This is a genomic window from Micromonospora sp. NPDC005257 (assembly GCF_042872445.1).
Lineage (GTDB): Bacteria > Actinomycetota > Actinomycetes > Mycobacteriales > Micromonosporaceae > Micromonospora.
Map to the genome: position 1 here is coordinate 12,510 of NZ_JBIAKL010000011.1, position 24,501 is coordinate 37,010.

General features: G+C 75.1%; 28 protein-coding genes and 1 pseudogene. 11 read left to right on the plus strand and 18 right to left on the minus strand.

Features of this window, described 5'->3' with window-relative positions; all coding sequences use genetic code 11:
• Positions 1-45: 45 nt before the first annotated feature.
• The gene (locus ACFYO8_RS22715) at positions 46-1,281 is read right to left on the minus strand and encodes a hypothetical protein (RefSeq protein ID WP_357711622.1); all 1,236 of its coding nucleotides are present in this window, start codon (positions 1,279-1,281) and stop codon (positions 46-48) included.
• A gap of 91 nt (positions 1,282-1,372) precedes the next feature.
• On the opposite strand from ACFYO8_RS22715, the gene ACFYO8_RS22720 reads away from it, so the two are divergent.
• The gene (locus ACFYO8_RS22720; protein WP_354869754.1) at positions 1,373-1,846 is read left to right on the plus strand and encodes a molybdenum cofactor biosysynthesis protein; all 474 of its coding nucleotides are present in this window, start codon (positions 1,373-1,375) and stop codon (positions 1,844-1,846) included.
• Between the two features lie 153 nt (positions 1,847-1,999).
• Entirely contained in the window at positions 2,000-2,566 is a 567-nt protein-coding gene (locus tag ACFYO8_RS22725) for a sigma-70 family RNA polymerase sigma factor (protein ID WP_354869751.1), read from the plus strand.
• 63 nt (positions 2,567-2,629) lie between these two features.
• Here ACFYO8_RS22725 and ACFYO8_RS22730 read toward each other — a convergent pair whose 3' ends face one another.
• Complete coding sequence (locus tag ACFYO8_RS22730) at positions 2,630-3,367, minus strand: zf-HC2 domain-containing protein (protein WP_387257504.1); 738 nt, start codon at positions 3,365-3,367, stop codon at positions 2,630-2,632.
• Between the two features lie 49 nt (positions 3,368-3,416).
• Complete coding sequence (locus ACFYO8_RS22735) at positions 3,417-4,823, minus strand: acyl-CoA synthetase (protein WP_354869745.1); 1,407 nt, start codon at positions 4,821-4,823, stop codon at positions 3,417-3,419.
• Between the two features lie 118 nt (positions 4,824-4,941).
• Here ACFYO8_RS22735 and ACFYO8_RS22740 point away from each other — a divergent pair, with 118 nt between their 5' ends.
• On the plus strand, positions 4,942-6,069 hold the full coding sequence (locus ACFYO8_RS22740) for a CoA transferase (RefSeq protein WP_354869743.1): 1,128 nt from the start codon (positions 4,942-4,944) through the stop codon (positions 6,067-6,069).
• Between the two features lie 24 nt (positions 6,070-6,093).
• On the opposite strand, the gene ACFYO8_RS22745 is transcribed toward ACFYO8_RS22740, so the two are convergent.
• Positions 6,094-6,510: an ASCH domain-containing protein gene (locus ACFYO8_RS22745; RefSeq protein ID WP_357711626.1), complete on the minus strand. Its 417-nt coding sequence runs from the start codon at positions 6,508-6,510 to the stop codon at positions 6,094-6,096.
• 60 nt (positions 6,511-6,570) lie between these two features.
• Positions 6,571-7,449, minus strand: a complete 879-nt coding sequence (locus ACFYO8_RS22750) for an alpha/beta hydrolase (protein ID WP_357711628.1) — start codon at positions 7,447-7,449, stop codon at positions 6,571-6,573.
• A 108-nt stretch (positions 7,450-7,557) separates the two neighbouring features.
• Between ACFYO8_RS22750 and ACFYO8_RS22755 the strand changes: the two genes are divergently transcribed.
• Positions 7,558-8,094, plus strand: coding sequence for a GNAT family N-acetyltransferase (locus tag ACFYO8_RS22755; protein WP_354869734.1), 537 nt, complete (start codon positions 7,558-7,560; stop codon positions 8,092-8,094).
• A 1-nt stretch (position 8,095) separates the two neighbouring features.
• Here the strand turns inward: ACFYO8_RS22755 and ACFYO8_RS22760 are convergent, their stop codons facing one another.
• Positions 8,096-8,506, minus strand: coding sequence for an MmcQ/YjbR family DNA-binding protein (locus tag ACFYO8_RS22760; protein ID WP_354869732.1), 411 nt, complete (start codon positions 8,504-8,506; stop codon positions 8,096-8,098).
• Between the two features lie 164 nt (positions 8,507-8,670).
• On the opposite strand from ACFYO8_RS22760, the gene ACFYO8_RS22765 reads away from it, so the two are divergent.
• From ACFYO8_RS22765 to ACFYO8_RS22775, 3 genes are all read left to right on the plus strand, one after another.
• Positions 8,671-9,786 carry an exo-alpha-sialidase gene (locus ACFYO8_RS22765; RefSeq protein WP_357711631.1) on the plus strand — a complete coding sequence of 372 codons (1,116 nt, stop codon included), beginning with the start codon at positions 8,671-8,673 and terminating at the stop codon, positions 9,784-9,786.
• The gene (locus tag ACFYO8_RS22770) at positions 9,783-10,079 is read left to right on the plus strand and encodes a MoaD/ThiS family protein (protein ID WP_354869727.1); all 297 of its coding nucleotides are present in this window, start codon (positions 9,783-9,785) and stop codon (positions 10,077-10,079) included. Before ACFYO8_RS22765 ends, ACFYO8_RS22770 begins: the two co-directional genes overlap by 4 nt.
• An 82-nt stretch (positions 10,080-10,161) precedes the next feature.
• On the plus strand, positions 10,162-12,069 hold the full coding sequence (locus ACFYO8_RS22775) for a beta-propeller domain-containing protein (RefSeq protein ID WP_354869725.1): 1,908 nt from the start codon (positions 10,162-10,164) through the stop codon (positions 12,067-12,069).
• Positions 12,070-12,123: 54 nt separating this feature from the next.
• Here the strand turns inward: ACFYO8_RS22775 and ACFYO8_RS22780 are convergent, their stop codons facing one another.
• The 9 genes from ACFYO8_RS22780 to ACFYO8_RS22820 form a co-directional block, all read right to left on the minus strand.
• A complete protein-coding gene (locus ACFYO8_RS22780; RefSeq protein WP_354869723.1) occupies positions 12,124-12,738 on the minus strand; it encodes a hypothetical protein in 615 nt (204 codons plus the stop codon).
• Positions 12,735-14,084, minus strand: a complete 1,350-nt coding sequence (locus ACFYO8_RS22785) for a hypothetical protein (protein ID WP_354869722.1) — start codon at positions 14,082-14,084, stop codon at positions 12,735-12,737. Before ACFYO8_RS22785 ends, ACFYO8_RS22780 begins: the two co-directional genes overlap by 4 nt.
• Positions 14,084-14,878, minus strand: coding sequence for an ATP-binding cassette domain-containing protein (locus tag ACFYO8_RS22790; protein WP_354869720.1), 795 nt, complete (start codon positions 14,876-14,878; stop codon positions 14,084-14,086). Before ACFYO8_RS22790 ends, ACFYO8_RS22785 begins: the two co-directional genes overlap by 1 nt.
• A gap of 69 nt (positions 14,879-14,947) precedes the next feature.
• Positions 14,948-15,760 carry a zf-HC2 domain-containing protein gene (locus ACFYO8_RS22795; RefSeq protein WP_354869717.1) on the minus strand — a complete coding sequence of 271 codons (813 nt, stop codon included), beginning with the start codon at positions 15,758-15,760 and terminating at the stop codon, positions 14,948-14,950.
• Positions 15,757-16,341 (minus strand): RNA polymerase sigma factor, encoded by a 585-nt coding sequence (locus ACFYO8_RS22800; RefSeq protein ID WP_354869715.1) that lies wholly within the window; start codon positions 16,339-16,341, stop codon positions 15,757-15,759. The genes ACFYO8_RS22795 and ACFYO8_RS22800 overlap by 4 nt, the downstream gene beginning before the upstream one ends.
• Positions 16,342-16,405: 64 nt before the next feature.
• Positions 16,406-17,572 (minus strand): GDSL-type esterase/lipase family protein, encoded by a 1,167-nt coding sequence (locus ACFYO8_RS22805; protein ID WP_354869713.1) that lies wholly within the window; start codon positions 17,570-17,572, stop codon positions 16,406-16,408.
• A gap of 73 nt (positions 17,573-17,645) precedes the next feature.
• Positions 17,646-18,485: a sugar phosphate isomerase/epimerase family protein gene (locus tag ACFYO8_RS22810; RefSeq protein ID WP_354869710.1), complete on the minus strand. Its 840-nt coding sequence runs from the start codon at positions 18,483-18,485 to the stop codon at positions 17,646-17,648.
• On the minus strand, positions 18,482-19,645 hold the full coding sequence (locus tag ACFYO8_RS22815; protein ID WP_354869707.1) for a dihydrodipicolinate synthase family protein: 1,164 nt from the start codon (positions 19,643-19,645) through the stop codon (positions 18,482-18,484). Before ACFYO8_RS22815 ends, ACFYO8_RS22810 begins: the two co-directional genes overlap by 4 nt.
• A complete protein-coding gene (locus ACFYO8_RS22820) occupies positions 19,642-20,793 on the minus strand; it encodes a Gfo/Idh/MocA family oxidoreductase (protein ID WP_354869704.1) in 1,152 nt (383 codons plus the stop codon). The genes ACFYO8_RS22815 and ACFYO8_RS22820 overlap by 4 nt, the downstream gene beginning before the upstream one ends.
• Before the next feature lie 103 nt (positions 20,794-20,896).
• Here ACFYO8_RS22820 and ACFYO8_RS22825 point away from each other — a divergent pair, with 103 nt between their 5' ends.
• The 3 genes from ACFYO8_RS22825 to ACFYO8_RS22835 are packed head-to-tail and all read left to right on the plus strand — an operon-like array spanning position 20,897 to position 22,924.
• Complete coding sequence (locus ACFYO8_RS22825) at positions 20,897-21,916, plus strand: LacI family DNA-binding transcriptional regulator (RefSeq protein WP_354869702.1); 1,020 nt, start codon at positions 20,897-20,899, stop codon at positions 21,914-21,916.
• A 39-nt stretch (positions 21,917-21,955) separates the two neighbouring features.
• Positions 21,956-22,465: a pyridoxamine 5'-phosphate oxidase family protein gene (locus ACFYO8_RS22830; protein WP_354869700.1), complete on the plus strand. Its 510-nt coding sequence runs from the start codon at positions 21,956-21,958 to the stop codon at positions 22,463-22,465.
• A 45-nt stretch (positions 22,466-22,510) separates the two neighbouring features.
• Positions 22,511-22,924 (plus strand): NUDIX domain-containing protein, encoded by a 414-nt coding sequence (locus ACFYO8_RS22835; RefSeq protein WP_354869698.1) that lies wholly within the window; start codon positions 22,511-22,513, stop codon positions 22,922-22,924.
• Here the strand turns inward: ACFYO8_RS22835 and ACFYO8_RS22840 are convergent.
• On the minus strand, positions 22,921-23,802 hold the full coding sequence (locus ACFYO8_RS22840; RefSeq protein WP_387189968.1) for an arginase family protein: 882 nt from the start codon (positions 23,800-23,802) through the stop codon (positions 22,921-22,923). The two genes, ACFYO8_RS22835 and ACFYO8_RS22840, sit on opposite strands and share 4 nt — an antisense overlap.
• Before the next feature lie 39 nt (positions 23,803-23,841).
• A pseudogene (locus tag ACFYO8_RS22845) lies at positions 23,842-23,934 on the minus strand (SAM-dependent methyltransferase); the annotation flags it as partial.
• A gap of 4 nt (positions 23,935-23,938) precedes the next feature.
• Between ACFYO8_RS22845 and ACFYO8_RS22850 the strand changes: the two are divergent.
• A complete protein-coding gene (locus tag ACFYO8_RS22850; protein WP_387257507.1) occupies positions 23,939-24,163 on the plus strand; it encodes a hypothetical protein in 225 nt (74 codons plus the stop codon).
• Positions 24,164-24,186: 23 nt separating this feature from the next.
• Here the strand turns inward: ACFYO8_RS22850 and ACFYO8_RS22855 are convergent, their stop codons facing one another.
• Positions 24,187-24,471, minus strand: a complete 285-nt coding sequence (locus tag ACFYO8_RS22855; protein ID WP_387189965.1) for a hypothetical protein — start codon at positions 24,469-24,471, stop codon at positions 24,187-24,189.
• Positions 24,472-24,501: the final 30 nt, after the last annotated feature.

Below are 24,501 nucleotides of genomic sequence, written 5' to 3' on the forward strand. Positions count from 1 at the left end.
GTGCAAGATCGCCGGGGCCGGGGCCGGGGCCGGGGCCGGGGCGGGTCAGGAAGAGGGCGGGTTCGACGGGACTGTGACGCTGGGGCCGGCGACCGGGTCGAGCGGCAGGGCCAGCGGGGCCGGCTCGGGTGAGGAGACGGGGCTCCGCTCCGCGGTGGGGCTGGGCTCTCCGGTCGCGCCCGGATCGCCCGTCGGGCTCGCGGCCGGTGCCGGAGTCACCTGCGCGGTGGGCGGGGTGGACGGATCGACGCTTGCCGGTGGGCGGTTGTCCGTCTGCGACGGCGGCGATCCGGCGACGGGCGGCGCGGTGGTGAGGACTCGCGCGCCCGAGCGTGCCGCCGGATTCGGGAAGGGCTCCGGTCGCGGTGCGGGCCGGAGCGTCGAGGGCGTCGACGGGCCGGCCGGAGTGGCCACGGGCTGTGTCGACGGCGCGGCTGCCGTGGTGGAAGTGGCCGCCGGGTGGGACGCGGGTCCGCGCGCCGGGCCGGTCTGCCCGGCGGTAGCGCTCCAGGTGCCCGCGGAGGTGACGCCGAGCAGCACGGCCACCGCCGTGACGCCCGCCGCCACCAGCCGCCGGGGGAGTGCCGGCTCGGCCGGGGCGTCCCACGGGCCGAGCGGACGGGGTGGCCGGGGGCGTGCGGCCAGGTGGGCGGACCGCAGCGCATCGACGTCCTCGACGACCGCCTGCCGCGTGCCGGTGGCGTCGGCCCGGGCCAGGGTGAGGTAGAACCGGGCGTTCGCCGCGCCGGGCGCCGGTACGCGCAGGCCGGCCGGTGGGCCGCCGTCGACGCCGTGCAGCAGGGTGACCGGGCGGTCGCTGTGGTGGGCGAGGCCGTGCAGGTCCCGCAGGGGCCAGTCCCGCCGGACGACGCGCCCGGCGAAGGTCACCCGCCGGTCGGTCACCACGGCGGCGCCGCTGTCGACCACGCGCAGCCCTGCGGGTAGCCGGCCGTCGGCCGGGTCGAGGCGGTCGGTGAGCGTGCGGCCGGGCACGGGCAGTCCGGGCACGTGCCGGGCAGTGGCCTCGACCAGGTCGACGGCGGGCAGGACGCGGTAGACGACCTCACCGTCGTCCAGCGGCACCGGCACGGCGGTGCCCGGCAGCGCGCAGCCCTGGAAGCCGGCCGCCTCGATCGCCAGCCGGTCGAGGTGCTCCGCCCGGCGGCGCCAGATCCGCGCCGCCGTCTCGTACGCCTGACGCCGGCGTTCGTTCTCGCGCCGCGCCCAGGCCAGCCGTCGCCGCGGATGAGCTCCGATCGCATCGGGTCGCCTCGCCGTCACACCCGGTACAACGGTCCCGTGGCCAGGGCGGATACGTGAACGTGGCTATCGTCCGGGTTGGCGATATTATGTCCGCTACTAGACTTCGGGCATGCCGCGGATCGTCCAGTTGCTGGCCTCGCCCGTGCACCGGTACGTGGGCCGCCCGGCGGACGGACCCGCCCCGGCGCCACCCGGGGAACTGGTCGACCAGGTACGGGTACGCGCCGGACTCGGCATCGTCGGTGACCGCTACTTCGGCCGTCCCGCGCACCGGGAGGCGAGCGTCACGCTGATCGCGCGGGAGTCACTGCCGCCCGGCGCGGACCTCACCCAACTGCGGCGCAACGTGCTGACCGACGGCATCCCGGTGGACGACCTGGTGGGCCGGGTGCTCACGCTCGACTCCGGCGACGGTCCGGTCCGGCTGCGGGTACATCGGGCCGCGCCGCCCTGCGCCTGGCTCGACGTGGTGGTCGAGCCCGGTACGTGGAAGGCGATGCGCCGCCGCGGTGGCGTCCGGTGCGCCGCGCTCACCGACGGCGTGCTGCGGATCGGGCCGGTCACCGTGTCCGTCGAGGACTGACGAGATCCCGGGAACTTCCGTCACCCGACGGCCGACCAACCGAAGGGCGGCCGGCACCGCGGCGCCGGCAGGAGGGACGCCACTGATGAACCGAGCGGGGGCCGTATCCGTACCGTCCGGCATGAGCACGCCGGACCGGCGGACCGGTCGCGGATGAGACCGGACGCCGAAGACGAGCAGGTGACCGAGTGGGCGCGACGCGCGGCCCGGGGTGACCGGCTGGCCGCCGCCGCCTTCGTCCGGGCCCTCCAGGCGCCGGTGTGGCGTTTCCTCGCCCACCTGGCCGGGCCCGCCGAGGCCGACGACCTCGCCCAGGAGACGTTCCTGCGGGCGCTGCGCAGCCTGCCGGGCTTCGCGGGCCGGTCGTCGGCGCGTACCTGGATCTTCACCATCGCCCGCCGGGTCGCGGTGGACCACGTGCGGACGGCGACCGCCCGGCCCCGGCTGGCGGCGCTGCCGGACTGGCAGGCCGCAGCCGAGGCAGCCGGCGCGGTGACCGGCGGCGGGGACGACGGGGTGGTGTTGCGCGGTCTCATCGCCGCGCTGGCGCCGGACCGCCGGGAGGCGTTCGTGGCCACCCAGGTGCTCGGCCTGTCCTACGCCGAGGCGGCCGAGGTGTGCGGCTGCCCGGTGGGCACCATCCGCTCCCGTGTGGCCCGCGCCCGCGAGGATCTGGTCGCCGCCTGGTCCGGCGACGCCCGCGACCGCCGGGCCCGCTGAGACCGCGACCACCGCCGCCGGTCGGGGGGCCCGCAGGCGTCCAGGGGCCCGTGCGGCGGGCCGTCAGGCGGCGCGCCGGTCGCGGGCGTGTGCGGGGTACGGGCCGGGCGGCACCAACCGCAGCGGCGCGGGCGCGGGCGGCTCCTCGGTCCGCAGCGCCCACCGCGATCCCCCCGACCGGCGCTGCCCGGGCGGCGTGTCACCGGGACGCCGGCCGAGCCGGGACAGCACCAGCATCACGGCCCAGCCGACCAGCAGGAAGCCGTGGCCGACCAGCCGGGTCATCGCCACCTGCCCGGTGATCAGGTCGTTCACCGACAGCAGCACCAGCGTGGCGACGAACGCGCTGAGCATCGGCAGCAGGCCGGACGGGGCGGACCGGCGCGCCGCCACGTAGAGGAATCCGGCGCCGACCGCCACGTTCCACGCCGCCGACTCGTGCCACAGGTGCTGGCCGGAGGCGTGCGCGTGGGTGACGACCGCCTCCCGGCCGATCTGGGTCAGGCCGAGCACGAGCTGCACCCCGCCGAGCAGGCCGAGCGCCCCGCGCAGCCCGAGCGTGATCCGGTGGCGGCGGCTGGGCCGGGGCGGGGGCGCGGCGGCCAGTACCGCGTCGACCAGGTCGGGCACCCGCGGGGCGAGCTGCGTACGGGCCCGCCGGACCACCGACGCCGCGGAGTCGAACCAGCCGCGGCAGCCGGCGCAGCCGGTCAGGTGGGCCTCGGCCGCCTCGATCTCCGACCGGGACGCCTCACCGTCCAACTGTGCCGACAGGATCTCCCGCCACTGCTCACACCCCATGTAGGGATAGTCGTCGGGAGCGCCGCGCTGGTTCCCGGCGGGGTGCGGGTCACGCCCCGGTCAGCCGGGACTTCTGCACCTTGCCCATCGCGTTGCGGGGCAGCGCGCCGACCAGCCGTACCTGCCGGGGGCGTTTGTGCGCGGACAGGTGCCGCGCCACGAAGTCGATCAGCTCCGCCTCGGCCACGCCGTCGCCCACCACGTACGCGGTGACCTGCTGCCCCAGGTCGGGGTGGGGCGTGCCGACCACCGCCGCCTCCCGCACCCCCGGATGCGCCAGCAGCGCGTCCTCCACCTCGCCCGCCCCGATCCGGTAGCCGCCGCTGGAGATCAGGTCGGTCGCGGCCCGCCCGACGATCCGGTGGACGCCGTCCGGGCCGACGATCGCGATGTCGCCGGTGCGGAACCAGCCGTCCGCCGTGCGGCTGGCCGCGTCGGCGTCCGGCCGGTTCAGGTAGCCGTCGAACAGCGTGCCGCCGCGTACCTGAAGCTCACCCATCGCGGCGCCGTCGGCCGGCAGCGGGCCGCCGTGTTCGTCCACCACGCGCGTCCGCACGCCGGGCAGCGGCACGCCGACGGTGCCGGGCCGCCGGGGACCGTCCGCGCGGGCGCTCACCGTGACGAGGGTCTCGGTCATGCCGTACCGCTCCAGCGGCCGGTGCCCGGTCAGTCCGGCCAGCGCCGCGAAGACCGGCTCGGGCAGCGCGGCGCTGCCGGACACGAGCAGCCGGGCGCCGCGCAGCGCCCGCGCCGCCGCCGGGTGCGCCGCGATCCGCGACCAGATCGTGGGTACGCCGAAGTACAGCGAGGCGCCTGTCGCCGCGTACCGCTCGGGGTGGGGCCGGCCGACGTGGTGCAGCCGGCTGCCGACGCGCAGCGGGCCGAGCACGCCGAGCACCAGCCCGTGCACGTGGAACAGCGGCAGGCCGTGCGCCAGCACGTCCTCCGGGGTCCAGGCCCAGGCGTCGGCGAGCCCGTCCAGGCAGGCGGCGACCGCGCGTCGGGACAGCACCGCGCCCTTCGGCGCGCCGGTGGTGCCGGAGGTGTAGAGGATCAGCGCGGTGGTCGCCGGATCGGGCTCGGGGAGTGTGCTGTCCGATCGTCGCGCCAGGTCCAGCGGCACGACCGGCGGAGCGGCGGCGTCGCTGTCCGGTGCGTCCGGCGGCGCGAGCAGCAGTTCCGCGCCGGAGTCGCGCAGGATGTGATCGCGTTCCATCGGGCCGGCGTCCGGCGGCACCGGCACCACCGCCGCGCCGGCGAGCAACCCGCCGACCACGCCGACCACGGTCTCCAGGCTCGCCGTGGCGGGCACCGCCACCCGGGTCGCGCCGCGCAGGTCGTCGGCGACGGCGGTGGCCGCCCGGCGCAGCTCCACCCGTGACAGCGAACGGTCGCCGACCCGGACCGCTCCGGGTGCCTCGTCGGTGGTCTCGGCGAGCCGGCTGAGCAGCGACACGGGCACCCCTTCCCGGTATGTCCGCCCCGATGTACCGCGACCCTAACCGGCTGGGTCACCCCCGCCGGTTACGCCGTCGGGTATGTGTCATCGTGGGCGGCGGCGAGGGAGGTGCGGCATGTCGGGTCCGTTGCGCGGGGTGCTGGTCGCCGACTTCTCCCGGATCCTCGCCGGGCCGTACGCGACGATGCTCCTGGCCGACCTGGGCGCGGACGTGGTCAAGGTGGAGTCCCCGGGCGGCGACGACACCCGCGGCTGGCGGCCCCCGGTCCGCGACGACGTCTCCACCTACTACCTGGCGGTCAACCGCAACAAGCGGTCGCTGGTGCTGGACCTGACCGACCCGGGCGACCTGACGCTGGCGCACCGGCTGGCCGACAGGGCCGACGTGCTGATCCAGAACTTCCGCCCCGGCGCGCTGCGCCGCTTCGGTCTGGACCACGACACGGTGACCGCCCGCAACGCCCGCCTGGTGTACGCCTCGATCAGCGGCTTCGGCGCCGCCGGGGGCGCCGACCTGCCCGGGTACGACCTCATGGTGCAGGCCGCCGCCGGGCTGATGAGCCTCACCGGTGACGCGGACGGCCCACCGTACAAGGCGGGCGTGGCCGTGTTCGACGTGATCGCCGGGCTGCACGCGGCGGTCGGCGTCCTGGCCGCGCTGCGAGACCGGGAGGAGACCGGGCGCGGTCAGCACGTCACTGTGGACCTGCTCTCCTCGGCGCTGTCCGGGCTGGTCAACCACACCAGCGCGTACGTCGCCGGCGCGGCGGCGCCGCACCGGATGGGAAACGCGCACCCGAGCATCGTGCCGTACGAGCCGCTGCCCACGGCCGACGGCGAGCTGGTGGTGATCGCCGGGAACGACGGCCAGTTCCGTACCCTCTGTCGGGTGCTCGGCGTGCCGGAGTTGGCCGACGACGCGCGGTTCGGCCGCAACGCCGACCGGGTCGCGCACCGCGACGAGCTGCGCCCGCTGTTGGTGGCGGCACTGTCCCGGCGCGGCAGCGCGGGCTGGTTCGCCGAACTGCGCGCGGCGGGCGTGCCGTGCAGCCCGATCAACTCGGTGGCCGAAGGGGTGGCGCTGGCGCAGGGGCTCGGCCTGGAGCCGGTGGTGACTGTGGAGGGCGTGCCGGGCATCCGCAACCCGATCGGCCTGTCCGACACCCCGCCCCGCTACGACCTGCCGCCGCCGGAGCTGGACGAGCACGGCGCGGAACTGCGCGCCTGGCTCGCCGCCGAGTGAGGCGCGCGGTCGGTCCGGGGGTCGTCAGATCGTCTCGACCAGGCGAAAGCGTTGCAGCACGGCCGGCGTCTCGTCGTTCACCGTGAACCCGGGGGCGCCGAGCCAGCCGCGGTAGTCGTCGCCGTGCCAGAACCGCTCGTGGCCGGCCCGCCAGGCGGCGACCGTGTCGAACCCCTCGCCCTCGTCGCGCGCGTGGTCGAGGTCGACGTCGCCGAGGCGTGCGACGCGGACCTCGGCCAGCTCGATCACCGCCACCGGCCGGCCGTCGGAGTCGATGACCGCCGAGCGGGTCCCGACCGCGGGCAGCGGCTCGCCGTCGATCTCGTAGTCCTGGACCAGCGCGGTGGTCGTGGTCTTGCTGCAGTCGAGCACGGCGGCGACGAGCTGGTCGCGCAGCGGGCCGGGGAAGGCGAACTCGAAGGTGGGCAGATCGGCGTCCATGCGCGGCAGCGTAGCCGGGTCACGCGGGGCGGGCGACCGCATTGCGCGGCGCCCGGCCGCTCAGCCCGGCGGCGGCAGCGTCCGGTCGAGCCAGTCGAGCAGGACCCGCTCGTACTGCGGGCTGACACTGTCCAGGTCCTCGCGCTCGCCGAGCGTGGGTGCGTGGTCGCAGCCCGCCAGCCGGGCCACTGTCAGCCCCGCGTCGCGCGCCGCCCGCCGCCACACCGCGAGGCTGTCCTCGATCGGGATCCACGCGTCCGTCTCGCCGTAGCAGAGCAGCACCGGGCAGGTCAGCCGCGCCAGCACCGGCGCCGGGTCGTAGTCCATGTCGGTCCAGGTGCCGGGCTGCGCCGGCAGCTCGCCGGGCAGGAACGCCAGCGGGAACCACTCATGCCGAGCCGCCGCGTCCAGCGCCGCCTGCGCCACCGGGCGGGGCACCTCACCGCGCAGGAAGCCCTCGGCAGCCGCGCGCACCCGGACCAGCTCGGCCACGTCAGCCGGGCCGTAGCCGTGCCGGCGTAGCTGCTCGGCGGTGCCGTAGCGCATCTGGACGGCCGGGCTCACGCCGCTGCACCCGACCAGCACCAGGAAGTCGGCCGGGTGCCGGGTGGCGGTCAGCGCCGCCGCCCACGCGCCCTGGCTGAAACCCCACAGCCCCACCGGGGCCGTCCCGACGTGCCGGCGCAGTTCGGTGAGCGCTGCCGTCGCGTCCTCGGCCTGGTCGGCCAGCGGCACGTCGTGCCCGTCCACGCGCGGGCGGCGCTCGTAGCGCAGCACCGCGACCCCGGCCGGAGGCAGCAGCCGGGCCAGGTGCTCGTAGAGGAAGTAGGAGCGCTCGCCGGCGTGCGAGCCGTGCAGCACCACCAGGCCGCCGCGTGCCGGCCCGGCCGGCAGGTCGAGGACCGCGGGCAGGCCCGCCGCGCCGACTGTCGTCTCCACGCCGGGCAGTGAACCACGAACCGTTCCGCCCGGTGGTCCCGGCCGCCGTCCGGGACGCCCGCGTGCGTACGCTGACCGGGCACGCCGCACCGACCGTGGAGAACCGTGATGACCAGCCCCGCCTCCCGTACCGTCCGGGTCGCCCGCCCCGAGGACGTGGCCGGCCTCGTCGACCTGATCGAGTCGGCGTACCGGGGTGAGCGCAGCCGGCAGGGCTGGACCCACGAGGCGGACCTGCTGGCCGGGCAGCGTACCGACCCGGAGATGGTGACCGCGGCGGTCAGCGGCCCGGGCGGCGTGGTGCTGGTCGCCGAGCAGGGCGGTGAGCTGGTGGCCTGTTGCCACCTGGAGCGCCGCGACGACCACGTCTACTTCGGCATGTTCGCTGTCGCGCCCGGCCGGCAGGGCGGTGGCCTGGGCCGGGACCTGCTGGCCGAGGCCGAGCGCTACGGGGCCGTGCAGTGGCACGCCGGTGAGATGCGGATGACGGTCATCGTCCAGCGCGACGACCTGATCGCCTGGTACGAGCGGCGCGGCTACGTCCGCACCGGCGAGCTGAGCCCGTTCCCGTACGGCGACGAGCGCTTCGGCGTGCCGCTGCGGCCGGACCTGGCGTTCGAGACGCTGCGCAAGAAGCTGGGCTGACTCAGCCCGGCCGGTCGACGAGCGCGACCAGCTTCTTCGGGGCCAGCACGCAGTAGCTCTCGGTGAGCAGCTCGGCGACCTCGGTCCAGTCCGTCTCCGCGTCCAGCCGCAGGCCGACCACGTCAGCGGCCCAGTCCGGCTTGTAGAAGTGCGGCCCGGCGGCGAGCAGCCCGGCGATCTCGTCGCCGGGGGAGCGGAACGTCAGCACGCAGACCGGCTCGTCGGTCGCCGCGGCCCGCGTGTACGCCGCCCGGTGGCCCGGGTCGACGGTGAGCACGTGGGCGAACGTGCGGCCGCGCACGCGCCACCGCACGCCCACCCAGGCCGGTTCCTCGTAGGTCTCCGGCAGGCCGCGACAGACCGGGCGCAGGCGGTCGAGGTGCTCGGGTGGGACGTCTCCGGGGCCGGTCATGCGCGCAGGCTAGCCGCCGCCTCCGACAGTCCGCCGCCCCGGCGTGGCGGCCGTCCACGCGCGTCCGGTGCGGGAAATGTCGTAGCCGGGGAGTAGGAAGCGATGAGTTCCGGTGAGGCGCAGGGTCATTGCGACGAGGAACCCCTCGGACGAGAGGACGAGACATGAGCGGCGTACGAGTACTTGTCGGCACGCGCAAGGGCGCGTTCATCCTGACCTCGGACGGCAAACGCGACGAGTGGACCGTCGACGGGCCGCACTTCGGCGGCTGGGAGATCTACCACCTGACCGGTTCACCGGTCGAACCGGACCGGTTGTACGCGTCCCAGTCCGGCGGCTGGTTCGGGCAGCTGATCCAGCGCTCGGACGACGGCGGCCGGACCTGGTCGACAGTGGGCAACGACTTCGCCTACAGCGGCGAGGTGGGGCAGCACCTCTGGTACGACGGCACCCCGCGCCCGTGGGAGTTCAAGCGGATCTGGCACCTGGAGCCGTCCCGCCACGACCCCGACACGGTGTACGCGGGCGGGGAGGACGCGGCGCTCTACGTCACCACCGACGGCGGCGGGAAGTGGTCGGAGCTGACCGCGCTGCGCCAGCATCCGACCGGCCCGCAATGGCAGCCCGGCGCGGGCGGCATGTGCCTGCACACCATCCTGCTCGACCCGGCCGACCGCAACCGCATCTACGTGGCGATCTCGGCGGCCGGCGCGTTCCGCAGCGACGACGGCGGCGCGAGCTGGCTGCCGATCAACAAAGGGCTGCGCTCGGGGGAGATCCCCGATGAGGACTCCGAGGTCGGGCACTGCGTGCACCGTCTCGCCCAGCACCCGTCCCGGCCGGACACGCTGTTCATGCAGAAGCACTGGGACGTCATGCGCACCGACGACGCCGGGGCTAACTGGCGGGAGGTCAGCGGTGACCTGCCGACGGACTTCGGCTTCCCGATCGCCGTCCACGCGCACGAGCCGGAGACGGTCTACGTGGTGCCGATCACCAGCGACTCGCTGCACTACCCGCCGGAGGGCAAGCTGCGCGTCTACCGCAGCCGTACCGGCGGTGAGCACTGGGAGCCGCTGACCGAAGGGCTGCCGCAGTCGCACTGCTACGTCAACGTGCTGCGCGACGCGATGGCGGTGGACACGCTCGACCCGTGCGGCGTCTACTTCGGCACCACCGGCGGTCAGGTCTACCACTCGGCCGACGGCGGCGACACCTGGGCGCCGATCGTGCGGGACCTGCCGGCCGTGCTCTCGGTCGAGGTCCAGGTGCTGCCGTGATCCGGGTGGTGCTGCCGGCGCACCTGAAGAACCTCGCGCACGTCACCGGCGAGGTACGCGTCGAACTGGCCGGGCCGCCGACCCAGCGGGAGGTGCTGGACGCGCTGGAGGCCGCGTACCCGATGCTGCTCGGCACGATCCGTGACCGGCACAGCGGCAAGCGCCGGCCGTTCGTCCGCTTCTACGCCTGTGAACTGGACCTGTCCAACGAGTCCCCGGACGACCCGCTCCCGGAGGAGGTGGTCGCCGGGAAGGAGCCGTTCATCGTGCTCGGCGCGATGGCCGGCGGTTGAACGCACGGCCGGGAACCGCGCCCGCCACCGCCACGTCTGACGATTCATGACTTGTCGCAGATCCCGGACGCTCGGATTGACGATGGCCGCCGCGCTGGCCCTCACCGGCTGCACCGCCGCACCGCCGGCAGACGATCCGACGCCTGTCGGCCGGAGGGTGTCTCCCGGCGACCTGCGGCTGGTCGCCTTCGACTCCTGCGACGAGGCGCTGCGGCAACTCCGTACGGCCGCCAAGGCCGCGGTCGGGCCGTGGGGCCTCGGGCCGGGCACCTCCTACATGCGGCAGTTCAGCATGGAAGACAGCGGTGCCAAGGATGCGTCGTCGGCGTCCGCGCCTGCCTTCTCCGGCACCAACGTGCACGAGGCAGGTGTGGACGAACCGGACCTGGTCAAGACCGACGGGCGGCGGATCGTCACCGTCACCGGGGGAGAGCTGTCGGTGGTCGACGTGGCGACCCGCCGGGTGACCGGCCGGGTGACGCTCGATCCCACCGCCGAGCGGTTCTCCGGCGACGAGGCGAGCCTGCTGCTGCACGGTGACCGGGCGCTCGTGCTGCTGCGCGCTGGATGGGTCACCATGGGCACCGTGCCGGGCGGCCGTGCCGCGCCGGGCGCTGTCGCGCAGGCTCGGCTGGTCCTGGTCGATCTCGCCGGATCGCCGCGGATCGCCGGCGAGTACCGGATGGACGGCCGGCTGGTCGACGCCCGGCAGGTCGGCGCCACCGCCCGCGTCGTGATCAGTTCCGGGCACCGGCTCGTCTTTCCGCAACCCGGGAAGAGGCGCTCCGACGCGCAGCGGATCGCCGCCCACAAGGCCGTGATCGACAAGGCGACGCTCGACGACTGGCTGCCCCGCTACGAGGTCAGCGACGGTGCCCGGACCGTCGGCTCGGGCCGGGTCGGCTGTGACCGGGTGAGCCGGCCGGCCGAGTTCTCCGGCGCTTCGATGGTGACGGTGCTCAGCTTCGACATGGGCGCGCCGGCCCTCGGAGCGGGTGATCCGGTCACCGTGTTCGCCGACGGGGACACCGTCTACGGCACCGGCGCACATCTCTACGTCGCCAGCGACCAGCGTTGGCGGACGTGGCGGGGCGGGCCGTCCGAGGCGGGCGACGCCCGCACGGAGATCTTCCAGTTCGACACCGGGGCGGCCACGCCGCGCTACGTCGCCGCCGGGTCGGTGCCCGGCTGGCTGATCGGCCAGTACGCGCTGTCCGAGTGGGACGGTCACCTGCGGGTGGCCACCACCACCGGCGACACGTGGATCCGCGGAAGGTCCTCGCAGTCCGGCGTGTACGTGCTGCGTACCGAGGGCGCCACGCTGAACCAGGTCGGCGCGGTGACCGGGCTGGGCAAGGGCGAGCGGATCTTCGCGGTGCGGTTCCTCGGCGGCACCGGGTACGTGGTGACGTTCCGGCAGACCGACCCGCTGTACGGGCTGGACCTGCGCGATCCGGCCACCCCCCGGGTCACCGGCGAGCTGAAGATCAACGGATACTCGTCGTACCTGCATCCGGCCGGCGACGGCCGCCTGATCGGCGTCGGACAGGACGCGACCGCCCGGGGACGGGTGACGGGCACCCAGGTGTCGCTGTTCGACGTGGCCGATCCGGCCCGGCCCGCCCGGCTCGCCCAGCACCACGTCGCGGGCGGCTGGTCCGAGGCGGAGAGCGACCCGCACGCCTTCCTCTACTGGGCGCCGGAGCGGCTGATTGTGCTCCCGGTGAACCGTCCGGGCGTGGTCGCCGACCGGGCCGAGGGTGCCAAGGGCACGCGGTCCGGCGGTGTGCTGGCACTGCGGGTCGGCGACAAGGGCTTCACAGTGGCCGGCGCCGTCGACCACCCGGCCGCCCCGGCCGACGGTGGTGAGTGGACGTCGATCCGCCGTTCGCTGATGGTCGACGGTGTGCTCTGGACGGTGTCCGACGCCGGTCTCAAGGCGACCGCCCTGCCCGGCATGGCCACCGTGGCCTGGGTGCCGCTGGCCTGACCGTGGACGGCCGGACCTCGCCGCGTGACAGGCGCGCGGCGAGGTCCGGTTCCCTCACTGTTCCAGCGCCGCCTCGGCCGCCGCGACCTGCGGCCCTGCCCGCAGCGCGTACGCGACGACCCCGCCGAGGAAGAACGTCGTGGCGGTGACGGCGGCGATCCGGTTGCCCGGCTCCTGCGCCATCCACAGCACCACCTGCCGCCATTCCGGCCCGCCCGGCGCGGCCAGGAACGCCCCCAGCGCGGCCCAGGCGGTCGGCACCTGCCAGGAGCCGCGCGCTCCGGCGAGCGCGGCGCCGAGCCCGACCAGCCCGACCAGCCCGGCCGTGTTGCGGGCCAGCACGGACGGCGGCCCGAAGTCGGCGCCGAACACACGGGCGGCGGCCAGCAGCCCGACCACCACCGCGCCGTACCCGAGCAGGTGTCCGGCCCGGCGCGGCGCCCACTGCCACGCGGCGGTCCGCTCCAGCGCCGGGTCGGTGCCGGCGAGCGTCGGCCCCAGCGGTGCCACCGCCAGCGCGGTGGTGAGCAGGGCGAGGCCGGTGGGCACCTCGGGCCGGTCGGTGAAGGCCGACCAGGCGACGGCCATCACGGCGACGGCGACCGCCGATCCGGCCAGGGCTGCGGGTATCCGGCGGGACCGCACGTACAGCGGCAGCCAGCGGGTCACGGCGCGGCCCGGCCGGTGAGCGCCGGCATCAGGTCCGGCTCGCACCGCGCGGCCGCGTCCCGCAGCGCGGTCACCCGCCGCAGTTGCTCCGGCTCGGGCAGCGCGCGCAGTTGCCGCACTCCGGCCCGGATCTCCTCCTGCTGCTCGTCGGCGTACCGGTATCCGGTCCAGGAGTCCCACAGCCGGAGGGTCTCGGTGTCCAGCAGCCAGGCCGCGACGATCGCCGGGGCGATGTCGTCGCCACTGCGCCCGCAGCCGTACCACCTGGTGCCGCCGCCCAGGGCGATGCGCTCGGCCACGTCCGCGGCCCGGCCGGTGTCCGGGTCGACCTCCAGGAGGAACTGCACGGTGCCCGGTGCGGGCTCGGGCCGGTGCCACTGCTCGCTGTCGTTGCTGCCGATGGTGTCCAGCCGCAGCTCCACCGCACGGGTCGGAGCGCCCGGCAGCTTCGCCAGCGCGCGCAGCCCTCGGCGGGCCTCGGTGGTGACCTCGGGCAGCAGGTGCGCGTTGACTGCTGTTACGCACACCTGCGGCGCGCCGTCGGCGCAGACGTAGCGGCGCGCTCCCGCGTCGAGCTGCCAGATCCCGGCCGGGCCGGGCACGCCGATCAGCACGAGACCCGCCACGCCGCCGGCCAGGCTCGCGAACGCGCCGGCCCGGGTGAGCCACGATCCGCCCGCCGCCAGCAGCAGGCCGGCGAGCACCAGGCCGGCCCCCAGCGCCAGCCGGCTCAGCAGCAGCCGGTCCGACAGCGTCTCCCAGGGCGTGTCCGGCGGCCAGTTGATCATGAGCGACGGGCTCGCCAGCTCACTGTCCGGCCCGGCGAGGAGGGACGTGCCCTCCTGCGCCACGAGCGCCGCGGCGGCCAGCAGCGGCGGCAGCAGCGGTGAGGACCACAGGCGGCCGACTGCCACGCCCACCCAGGCTGCGCCCACCAGCACCAGCCCGTCGATCAGGGGCCCGGCGAGTCCGCGTACGCCGAGGTAGGCGCCGCCGGTGGCGACCACCGCCGCGCTGGCGGCGAGGACGAGCAGGTGCGCGCTCGCGGCGGCGACGCCGAGCGCGGTCATCGCCGGCAGCGCGCGCTGCCAGCGGGGCCGGCCGGTGCTGTTCATCAGCTCGTCGGCGCGGGTACGCCGGTCCCGCCGGCCCAGCACCGCGCCACCGGCGAGCGCGAGCGGCATCAGGAAGAACATGTCGGAGGCGTGCACGTAGCCCAGCCGCAGCCACTGTCCCTGCCAGAAGCTGTACATGCTCGCCGTGCCGAGGGCGCCGATCGCCAGCAGCAGCACCGCCACGGCCGGCGCGTTGGAGCGGCGCAGTTCGACGCGTACCTGTCGGATCATCAGGCACTCCGGTGCTGATTGAGGAGGTACGAGTAGCCGCGCTCGGCGGCGCTGTCGCCGACACCGCCGGTCTCGCCGTGGCGGACCAGCTCGGCGGGCAGGCCCTGGAACACCCGGGTGCCGTGGTCCATCAGGATGACGTCGGAGCAGGCCGCGACCACGTCCTCCACCAGGTGGGTGGAGACCAGCACGCAGGCGTCCCCGCCGAGTTCGCGGATCAGCTCACGGAACTCGACGCGCTGCTCCGGGTCGAGGCCGACCGTCGGTTCGTCGAGCAGCAGCAGGTCCGGTTCGTTGACGATCGCCTGGGCGATGCCGGCCCGGCGCAGCATGCCGCCGGACAGCGACTTGAGCTTGGCGTCGGCCCGGTCGGTGAGGCGTACCCGGTCGATGGCGCGCTGGGCGGCGGCCGGCACCGCCGAGGCGGGCATCTCCCGCAGCCAGGCCACGTACTCGACGTACTCCCGGACGGTGAACCGGGGGTAGTAGCCGAACTGCTGCGGCAAATAGCCGAGCCGGCGGCGCACGGTCCGCAGCTCACGGGTCGCGGTGGCGTCCGCGCTGAGCAGCCGCAGCACGCCGCCGTGCGGCTTGACCACCGTGGCGAGCGCGCGCATCAGCGTGCTCTTGCCGGCGCCGTTGGGGCCGAGCAGCCCGTGCACGCCGGCGCCGAGGGTCAGGCCGAGGTTGTCGACGGCCAGGTGCCGTCCGGCCTTGACCGACAGTCCCACCGCCTCGATCCGCCAGGCGTGCCGGGTCGGCGCCACCTCGTCGGCGCTCACTGCGCGTACCAATGTCGTCTCCTTTTCGGGCAGGGTCGTAGCGGCGCCGGGCGGGCGCCGTGTGGTGGTGCGGGTCTCGGGTCAGCGCCAGCCGGCGGGCCGCCGCAGGTGTTCGGCGCGCAGCGCGGTCAGCACTGTGAGCACGACGGCGGCCGCCGCCCAGGCGGGCATGGTCGCGGGCCGCAGCAGGGTCTCGGTGACGGCGGCGGCGCGGGCCGCGTCGCCGGTGAACGACACGGCCGTGACCGCCGCGAGCCAGCCGCCGCCGAGGACGGCGGCGGCCAGCGGCACGCCGACGCGGCTGCCGACCAGCAGCGTCGCCGCGGTGAACGTCAGGCAGGGCAGCAGCCACAGCGCCGGGTTGCGGCCGACCGCGAGCCCGGCCACCGCGAGCACCGGCGCGACCAGGAGCAGAACCGCGAGGGTACGGCGCAGCAGCAGTTCCAGCCCGGCGCGGGCGGTGCCGGCGATCACCTCCCAGTTCGGGTTGGCGCGGCGCGACCAGGCCACCGCGAGCCCGGCCAGCGGCGCCACCGGCGCGAGCAGCAGCACCGCGGAGGGCCGGTCCGGGTAGTTGCGGTCCAGCAGCACCGCGGCGAGGATCGCCGTGCACGTCATGGCCGCCCACGCCGCCAGCGACCAGTCGGTCCAGCGCAGCCACCACCTCCGCAGCGGGCGCCGGCGCACCGGCTGCGGCCCGGTGCGGGCCTGTTGCAGGATCGCCTCCCGGGCGTCGCCGAGCAGGGCCCGCAGCGGCGGCGCGGCCAGCTCGCCGAGCCGGTCGCGGCACTCGGCGCAGCCCTCCAGGTGCACCTCGATCGTCCAGGTGGCGGCGTCGTCGGGGCTGCCCGCGGCGTACGCGGCCAGTGCCGGCGGGGGAACGTGAGTGGTCATGCCAGCGCCTCCCGGAGTGCGTTGCGGGCACGCCGCGCCCGGCTCTTCACGGTGCCCTCCGGCACCCCCAGCAGGACCGAGGTCTCGCGGACGGTGAGGCCGTCCAGGACCATGGCGGCCAGCACCGCCCGCAGCTCCGGGGCGAGCGCGTCCAGCGCGGCGCCCACCTCGGAGCCGAGCGACCCGGCGAGCGCCTCGTCCTCGGCGGCCGGCACGCTGCGTACCGGCAGCACGTCGGTCGGCACCTCCTGCACCCGGGCGCGGCGGCGCAGCGCGTCGACCAGGCGCCGGGCCGCGATGGTCCAGATCCAGCCGGCGGCCGAGCCACCGGGCGCGTCCGCGCCACCGGAGGGCCGGAGCCCGCTGAACGAGCCGGCGGCCCGCCACACCGTCAGGTACGTGTCCTGGAGGACCTCGGCGACGATGCCGTCGTCGGCGCACCGCCGCCGCAGCCGGATCGCGAGCCACGGCGACGTACGCCGGTACAGCTCGTCGAACGCGTCCAGGTCGGCGCGTGCGACCCGCCGCAGCAGCCGCTCCTCGTCCTGTCGACTTCCTCCCACGCCTAGTTGGTCGTGCACGGCGCCCTCGACGGATCACGATCCGATATGACCTGGGTCACATCAGACCGTGCAGGGCTGTCCGTCACTCCGGTGCGGCGAACGGTCCGGTCGGGCCGAACGCCAGCGCCGCGAACCGCTCGCCGATGCGGCGGTCGGCAGCCGGGTCGGGGTGCAGCTCGTCGGGCAGCGGCAGTTCGGCGTAGTCGGCCTCGCCGTACAGCTCCAGCCCGTCGAGGTAGTGCAGGTTCGGGTCGGCGCCGGACCGGGACGCCACGATCCGGGCCAGCTCGGCGCGGATGACCCGCAGCGTGAGCCGCCCGGCGGCCTGCTCGGCCGGGTCGCCGGTGGCCCGGAACCGCAGCCGCCCGTCGCTGAGGTCGGCCGCGCCGGGGCCGGGCGTGTCCTCCTGGATCGGGCACAGGATCGACGACACCACCAGCAGCGGCGTCTCCGGATGCCCTTCGCGGATGGTGTCGAGGAAGCCGTGCACCGCCGGGCCGAACGCGCGCAGCCGCATCGCGTCGCTGTTCACCAGGTTGATGCCGATCTTGACGCTGATCAGGTCGGCCGGGGTGTCGCGCATGGCCCGCGCGGTGAACGGGTCGAGCAGCGCGCTGCCGCTGACCCCGAGGTTGATCAGCTCCACGCCGGCGAGTGCGGCGGCCACGGCCGGCCAGGTGCCGGTGGGGCTCTCCGCGTCCGAGCCGTGGCTGATCGAGCTGCCGTGGTGCAGCCACACCCGGCGGCCGGAGTCGCCGGCGGGCTCGACCGGCGCATCGGTGCGCAGCGCCACCAGTTCGGTGATCTCGCGGTGCGGCAGCCAGATCACCACCTCCTTGTCGGTGGCGGGCAGGTCGGTGAAGCGGACCGTGCCGACCGGACCCGGCTCGATGCCGGACGTGCCGGTGGTCAGGTCGATGGTGAGCACCCTGCCGCCACCGGCGGTGGCCTGACCGGCGAGGCGGCCGTCGACGACCAGGTCGTAGCGGCCGTCGGGACGCGGCCCGGCCCCCCGGTAGACCATCTTGGTGGGCAGCACGTCCAGCTCCACAGTGGTGGCGCGGGTCCGGAACGCCAGCCGTACGCCCGAGGGCATCGCCTCCGCCGTCGCCACCTGCGGATCGGTGTTCTGCGCCCGGGCCCACGCGGGCAGCCGGTGCGGCAGCACCCCGTCCGCGGTCTGTTCCAGGTCGAGCGCGCCGCGCAGCAGGTCGGTGGTGATCGGGGTGGTGAGGTGAGGGGATGCCATGGTTCCGATCCTGCCGCCGCATCCGGCGGGCGGCCACCTGATTTGTCCGACAGGCCGGACTCGTCACGCTGGGTCAGTCGGCGAGCACGCGATCCACGTAGCGCGCGGCCATGGTGGCGAGCACCAGGTCCGGGTCGGTGGCCCACACCTCGGCGTTGAAGATCTCCACCTCGACGTCGCCGGTGTACCCGGCGGCCTCCACCGCGCGGCGCAGCGGCGGGAAGTCGATGTGCCCGTCGCCCATCATGCCGCGGCCCAGCAGCACGTCGGCGGGCAGCGGGGTGAGGAAGTCGCAGACCTGGAAGCTCGCGATCCGCGCCCCGGCGCGGGCGATCTGCCGCCACACGTCCGGATCCCACCAGACGTGGAACGTGTCCACCACGACGCCGACCTGCTCGGCCGGGAACTCCTCGGCCAGGTCGAGGGCCTGGCCGAGCGTGGACAGCACCGCACGGTCGGCGCAGTACATCGGGTGCAGCGGCTCCAGCGCGAGGCGCACCCCGCGTTCGCCCGCGTACGGCGCCAGCTCGGCCAGCGCGTCGGCGACCCGCTGCCGGGCGCCCGCCAGGTCGCGGGAGCCGGGCGGCAGGCCGCCGACGACAAGCACCAGGCAGGCGGCACGCAGCTCGGCGGCCTCGTCGATCGCGCGCCGGTTGTCGGCCAGTGCGGCGGCCCGTCCGGCGTCGTCGGCGGCGGTGAGGAACCCGCCCCGGCACAGCGACGACACCCGCAGTCCGGCGTCGGCGACGAGCCGCGCGGCGGCCGGCACGCCGATCTCGGCCACCGGCTCGCGCCACAGCCCGAGCGCCGGGATGCCGGCGCGCAGGCAGCCGTCGGCCGCCTCGGCCACCGACCAGCGCCGCGTCGTGCGCTGGTTGAGCGACAGCCTCGCCAGCCGGGGGTCGGCGGTCATCCGGCCACGCCCGCGACGTCCAGGTACGCGCGCATCCGCCGCGCCGCCAGTTCCGGGTCGCGCAGCAGCCCGGCGGCGTCGACCAGCCGGAACGCCTCGACCAGGTGCGGGACGCCGCGTCCGCCGTGCAGGCCGCCGACCATGGTGAAGCCCGGCTGCCGCCCGTTCAGCCAGGACAGGAACGCGATGCCGGTCTTGTAGTACGGCGTGGGCGGGGCGAACAGGTGCCGGGACAGCGCCACCGTCGGATCGAGGATGGCCCGGAATCCGGCCCTGTCGTCCGCGTCCAGCCGTCCCAGCGCGGCCGACGCGGCCGGGGCGATCGCCGTGAACGCGCCGAGCAGCGCGTGACTGAACCGCTTCCCGTCGCCCTCGATCAGCTCCGGGTAGTGGTAGTCGTCGCCGGTGTAGACCTTCACGGCCGGTGGCAGCAGTTCCCGCAGCCGGACCTCGCGGCCGGCGTCCAGCAGCGACACCTTCACCCCGTCGACCGCGTCGGCGTGGGCGTGCACCAGCGCGGCGAACGTGGCGGTGGCCTCGTCCAGGTCGGTCGAGCCCCAGTAGCCGGACAGCGCCGGGTCGAACATGTCGCCGAGCCAGTGCAGCACCACCGGTGTGCCCGCCTCGCGTAGCACCCGCTCGTAGACGCGCAGGTAGTCGTCCGGGCCGGTGGCGAGCGCGGCGAGGTGCCGGCTGGCCATCAGCACCGGCGTGGCGCCGCACTCCCGCACGAACGCGACCTGCTCGGCGTACGCGGCGACCACCTCGTCGAGCGTGCCGGGCACCCCGGTGAGCTGGTCGGTGCCCGCCCCGGCCACGATGCGCCCGCCGCAGGCGGCGGCCTCGGCGGCGCTGCGCCGGATCAGCTCCCGGGTGGCCGCCCAGTCCAGCCCCATCCCGCGTTGCGCGGTGTCCATCGCCTCGGCCACGCCGAGACCCCACGACCACAGGTCGCGCCGCACCGCGAGCGTCGCGTCCCAGTCCAGCCGCGCCGGGCGGCCGGGGGAGTTGTCGGCGTACGGATCGGCGACGACGTGCGCCGCCGCGTACGCGATCCGGCTGGCCGGCGGCGCGGACGGCCGCCCCCAGGCGGGCGGTTCCCGCAGCGTCAGCCGCTCGGTGCCGCCGCCCGGCGCCGGCAGCGTGATCCGCGTGCTCACCGGGGGATCTCCTCGATCGTCACCCGCCGCCCCTCGCGGGCCGAGCGCAGCCCGGCCTCCGCCAGTTGCACGCCTCGGGCGCCGGCCAGGAAGTCCCACGGGAACGGCTCGTCGTCGACGACGTGCCGCAGGAACGACTCCCACTGCACCTTGAACGCGTTGTCGTGCTCGCCGTTGTCCGGCACCGTCTGCCACTGCGCGCGGTACGGCTCGGTGACCGGCAGGTCGGGGTTCCACACCGGCATCGGGGTGCTGCCCCGGTGCTGGATGCGGCAGTCGCGCAGCCCGGCCACCGCGCTGCCGTGCGTGCCGTCGACCTGGAACTCGACCAGCTCGTCCCGGTGCACGCGGACCGCCCAGGAGGAGTTGATCTGCGCGACGATGCCGCCGGCCAGCTCGAAGATGCCGTACGCGGCGTCGTCGGCGGTGGCCCGGTAGCCGGTGCCGGCCTCGTCGACCCGTTCGGGGATGTGCGTGGCGGTGACAGCGGTGACGGCGGTGACCGGGGCGATGATCTGCTCCAGCACGTAGTGCCAGTGCGGGAACATGTCCAGCGTGATGCCGCCGCCGTCCTCGGCGCGGTAGTTCCAGCTCGGACGCTGCGCGGCCTGCCAGTCGCCCTCGAACACCCAGTAGCCGAACTCGCCGCGCACGGACAGGATCCGGCCGAAGAACCCGCCGTCGACGAGCCGCTTGAGCTTGCGCAGGCCGGGCAGGAACAGCTTGTCCTGCACGACGCCGTTGCGGACGCCCTTGGCGGCGGCGAGCCGGGCCAGCTCCAGCGAGGCGAGGAAACCCTCGGCGAGCGGCTTCTCGGTGTAGACGTGCTTGCCGGCCTCGATCGCCGCCCGGATCGCCTTCTCCCGCGCGGCGGTCACCTGCGCGTCGAAGTAGATCCGGTGGGAGTCGTCGGCCAGCGCAGCGTCCAGGTCGGTGGTGTACGCCGACAGCCCGTGCCGCTCGGCGATCTCGGCGAGCCGGTTCTCGTCGCGGCCGACCAGGGTCAGCTCGGGCCAGATGCGGCTGCCGTCGCGGGCCGGCACACCGCCCTGTTCGCGGATGGCGAGCAGGGACCGGACGAGGTGCTGCCGGTAGCCCATCCGGCCGGTGACGCCGTTGAGGATGATGCCGACGGACGTGCGTTCCACTGGGCCTCCCCGCAGGTGAATGCGCTTTCAGTAAGCGCTTTCAGGGTGCTACCGTAGCCACGCCGGAACACCGGGTCAAGACGTTCCGCAGGGAGCCGCATCGATGTCGCACGTGACGCTGGAAGACGTGGCCAGGGCGGCCGACGTGTCCCTGGCCACCGCCTCCCGGGCGCTCAACGGGCGGCGCGTCACCCCGCACCTGCACGACCGCGTCCTGGCCGCCGCCGCGCGCCTCGCGTACACCCCGAACGCCCACGCCCGCGCGCTGGCCGGCGCGTCCCGCCGCAGCGTCGGCGTCGTCTGCCACGACGTCACCGACCCCTACTTCGCCGCCGTCGCCGGCGGCGTCATGCGCGTCGCCGCCGACAACGACCTGCTGGTCATGCTGGCCAGCACGTTCCGCGACCCGGAACGGGAGATCGCGTACGTGTCGATGCTGCGCGCCGAACGCGCCCCGGCGATCCTGCTCATCGGCTCCGGATTCGAGGACCCCCGCTGGGAACGGGCCATGGCCGCCGAGCTGGCGCCCTACCTCGACGGTGGCGGCCGGGTCGCGGTGGTCAGCCGGCACCGCACCCTGAAGGTCGACAGTGTGCTGCCGGAGAACCGGGCCGGCGCCGCAGCGCTCGCCCGCGCGCTGCTCGACCTGGGTCACCGCCGCTTCGCGGTGCTCTCCGGCCCGCCCGAGCTGACCACGGTCGCCGACCGGCTCGGCGGATTCCGCGACGAGCTGTCCGCCGCCGGTGTGGCGCTGGACCCGGCGGCGGTGGCCGAGGCGGCGTTCACCCGCGACGGCGGCTACCAGGCGATGACCGAGCTGCTCGACCGCGGACTCAACGCCACCTGCGTGTTCGCGCTCGCCGACGTGATGGCGGTCGGCGCGTACGCGGCGCTGCGCGACCGCGGACTGTCGGTGCCCGGCGACGTCTCGGTCGCCGGCTTCGACGACATCCCTGTCGTACGCGACCTCGCCCCGCCGCTGACCACTGTGGCGCTGCCGCTGCACCGGCTCGGCGAGGAGGCGATGAGGCTGGCCCTGACCGAGAACACCGGCCGCCGCCGCCGGATCGTCCGCCTGCCCGGCGAGGTGGTGCTGCGGGCCAGCACGGCGCCGGTCGCCTGAGCCCGGCCGGTAGGGTGCCGTCATGATCGAGGACGCCGTATGCCGCTGACGAACCCCTGGCTGACCGGGCCGACGCCGACGAGGAAGCTGGACCGGGACCGTCTGGAGGAACGCATCCGCAACCTGCTGTCCTCGCAGAACATGTGCGTGCTGGCCACCGTCGGGCCGGACGGGCCGCTGGCCACGCCGGTGCGCTACTACCCGCTCGACTTCACGCTGATGCTCACCGCCGCGCCGCGCTCGCCGAAGATGCGCAACATCGCCGCCGACCCGCGGGTGTCCGTCGGCGTTTTCGCGCCGCTGGTCGGCCTGGCCAGCAGCCGCGGCGCACAGGTGTTCGGCACCGCCCGGGTGCTCGGCCCGGACCACCCCGACCGGGCGCACCACTGGGCCGCGTTCCGCTGGGAGAACGAGCACGCCGAGCGGGGCCGGGATCTGTCCGAGCCGCCCGACGACCCGCTCGTCGTCATCGCGGCCGACCGGATCGTCTACACCGAACACTGGCTGCGCCGCGAGGGCTATGCGCCGCGCCAGCACTGGCGTCGCTGACCGGTCGTACGTGCTGCCGACGGCGGCGGCTGGCATGCTCGGGGCGTGCCCAGCTACGACGTCGCCCTCGTCCTGCTCGTCGACCCGACCGGCGCGATCCTCATGCAGCACCGCGACGGCAACGCGCCGGTGTCGCCGTACCAGTGGAGCCTGCCCGGCGGCAGCATCGAACCCGGCGAGACGCCGGAGCAGGCCGCGCGGCGCGAGCTACGCGAGGAGACCGGCCTGACCGCCGGGGAGCTGCACCTGCTGTGGAGCGGCCCCCGCCCGCGCGAGGAGGGCTTCGCCCACGCCGTCACCGTGTACGTCTTCCGCGGCGCCACCGACGCCCGGCAGGAGGACGTGGTGCTCGGCGAGGGCCAGGCGATGGTCTTCGTGCCCCGCGACCAGGTGCTCGACCGCGACCTGGCGGTGAGCGCCGCGAAGGTGCTGCCGCTGCACCTCGCGGAAACCGCCTAGCGCCCGGCCAACGCCCCGGCCAGCATGTCGGCGAACCGGGGGAGCAGCTCGTCGTCGGGCAGATGATCCGGGTTGATCTCGGTGACCGACAGCCCGGCGAACCGCGGGCTCGCCACCAGCTCCGCCAGCGTCGCCGCCGCCTCGCCGAGGCTGAGCCCGAACGGCTCCGGCACGTCCGCCAGCGGCGCGTCCACGAAACTCAGCACGTCGACGTCGAAGTGCACCACGAACCCGTCGGCCGCACCCTCGGCCACCGACCGGGCCCGGCGTGCCGCCGCCCGCGCGTCGGCGTGCACCTCCTCGGCCGGCACGTACGCCAGCCCCAACTCCGCCACCAGCTCCCGCTCGTGGTCACCAGGGGGCAGCGAGTCGCCGTACACCACCACCCGCTCCGGTGACAGCAGCGGCCCGACGCCCGCCACCTCGGGCAGCGTCCCCGGCAACCCGAGCATGTGCGCCAGCCCCATCGCGTCCAGGTTGCCGTTGGCGCGGGTCTGCGGCGTGTAGAGATCCGGGCCGCCGTCCACGTACACCAGCGCGGGCGACTGTCCGGCCCGCGCGCAACCGGCGACCAGGCCGACGGTGACGGTGCAGTCGCCGCCGAGCACCAGCGGCGCGCGCCCCCGGCGTACCGCCGCCGCGACCCGGTCGGCCACCGCCGAGGCGACGGCGGCCACCGCGCCCGCGTTCTGACCCCTGGGGTACGCCGGATCCGGCCGCCACCGGAAGCCCGGCACGTCACCGGCGTCCTCGACGTCGGCGCCCAGCAGGTCGAGCAGACCGGCGGCGCGCAGGGCGGCGGGCGCGCGCTCGACGCCCGGGGTGTGCGCGCCCGCGCTCGTCGGCGCCCCGACGACCGTCCACTGACGATGATCCATCGCCCAACCCTGACCACCGCCGGGGCATGCCGCCGGGGATCAGCGCAGCACCAGCAGGTCCAGCGCGTCGATCACCGGGCCGCTGTCGGCACGTGCCGCCTCGCGCAACCGCTGGACGCCGGCGGCGTACTTGCTCGTGCGCGCCGGTTATCGGTACGCGGAGACGTCGGTGCGGTACGACGCGCCGCTCACCGTCGACGACATGGTCGGCGGTCTCTTCTCCGCCATGTCGGCGGAGCAACTGCCGCCCCCGGAGCAACGCGCGGCGTTCGCCACCGACGTGCGCGACGCTCTCGGCGGGGTGGACGCGGTGACCGAGCGGGTCATCGTCCGGTTGCAGTGCGGGATCGCCGGCTCATAGCCGATCGCCGGACGGGGTTTCAGCTACGTCACCAGGCGGTAGTTGGGGATACGTCTGGTGCGTTCCTCGATCGGTGCGGCAGTGGACAGGGCCGTCACTCCGGCGGGAACCGGAGCCCGCGAGACGTGGATGCCCTCCAGGCAGGTGTCGCACCAGAACGAGACGTAGCCGTAACCGGCACCGGGGGGCGTGGTGAACACCATGCGCAGGGTCCGGTGACCGCAGTTCGGGCACTGGTGGTCGGACTCGGCCGGCAGCATGCGATAGACGACCTCGTACGCGTCCAGCCACTCGTCGAATGAAGCCACCACCTACTCCTCCGGTCTGACCGAGTGGTT

What these genes read in the sequence shown, in the direction of transcription:
- ACFYO8_RS22720 (WP_354869754.1), top strand. Translation starts at nt 1,373, where the DNA reads ATGCCGCGGATCGTCCAGTTGCTGGCCTCGCCCGTGCACCGGTACGTG.
- ACFYO8_RS22725 (WP_354869751.1), top strand. Translation starts at nt 2,000, where the DNA reads ATGAGACCGGACGCCGAAGACGAGCAGGTGACCGAGTGGGCGCGACGC.
- ACFYO8_RS22730 (WP_387257504.1), bottom strand. Translation starts at nt 3,367, where the DNA reads ATGGGGTGTGAGCAGTGGCGGGAGATCCTGTCGGCACAGTTGGACGGT.
- ACFYO8_RS22740 (WP_354869743.1), top strand. Translation starts at nt 4,942, where the DNA reads ATGTCGGGTCCGTTGCGCGGGGTGCTGGTCGCCGACTTCTCCCGGATC.
- ACFYO8_RS22745 (WP_357711626.1), bottom strand. Translation starts at nt 6,510, where the DNA reads ATGGACGCCGATCTGCCCACCTTCGAGTTCGCCTTCCCCGGCCCGCTG.
- ACFYO8_RS22755 (WP_354869734.1), top strand. Translation starts at nt 7,558, where the DNA reads ATGACCAGCCCCGCCTCCCGTACCGTCCGGGTCGCCCGCCCCGAGGAC.
- ACFYO8_RS22760 (WP_354869732.1), bottom strand. Translation starts at nt 8,506, where the DNA reads ATGACCGGCCCCGGAGACGTCCCACCCGAGCACCTCGACCGCCTGCGC.
- ACFYO8_RS22765 (WP_357711631.1), top strand. Translation starts at nt 8,671, where the DNA reads ATGAGCGGCGTACGAGTACTTGTCGGCACGCGCAAGGGCGCGTTCATC.
- ACFYO8_RS22775 (WP_354869725.1), top strand. Translation starts at nt 10,162, where the DNA reads ATGGCCGCCGCGCTGGCCCTCACCGGCTGCACCGCCGCACCGCCGGCA.
- ACFYO8_RS22785 (WP_354869722.1), bottom strand. Translation starts at nt 14,084, where the DNA reads ATGATCCGACAGGTACGCGTCGAACTGCGCCGCTCCAACGCGCCGGCC.
- ACFYO8_RS22795 (WP_354869717.1), bottom strand. Translation starts at nt 15,760, where the DNA reads ATGACCACTCACGTTCCCCCGCCGGCACTGGCCGCGTACGCCGCGGGC.
- ACFYO8_RS22805 (WP_354869713.1), bottom strand. Translation starts at nt 17,572, where the DNA reads ATGGCATCCCCTCACCTCACCACCCCGATCACCACCGACCTGCTGCGC.
- ACFYO8_RS22810 (WP_354869710.1), bottom strand. Translation starts at nt 18,485, where the DNA reads ATGACCGCCGACCCCCGGCTGGCGAGGCTGTCGCTCAACCAGCGCACG.
- ACFYO8_RS22825 (WP_354869702.1), top strand. Translation starts at nt 20,897, where the DNA reads ATGTCGCACGTGACGCTGGAAGACGTGGCCAGGGCGGCCGACGTGTCC.
- ACFYO8_RS22830 (WP_354869700.1), top strand. Translation starts at nt 21,956, where the DNA reads ATGCCGCTGACGAACCCCTGGCTGACCGGGCCGACGCCGACGAGGAAG.
- ACFYO8_RS22840 (WP_387189968.1), bottom strand. Translation starts at nt 23,802, where the DNA reads ATGGATCATCGTCAGTGGACGGTCGTCGGGGCGCCGACGAGCGCGGGC.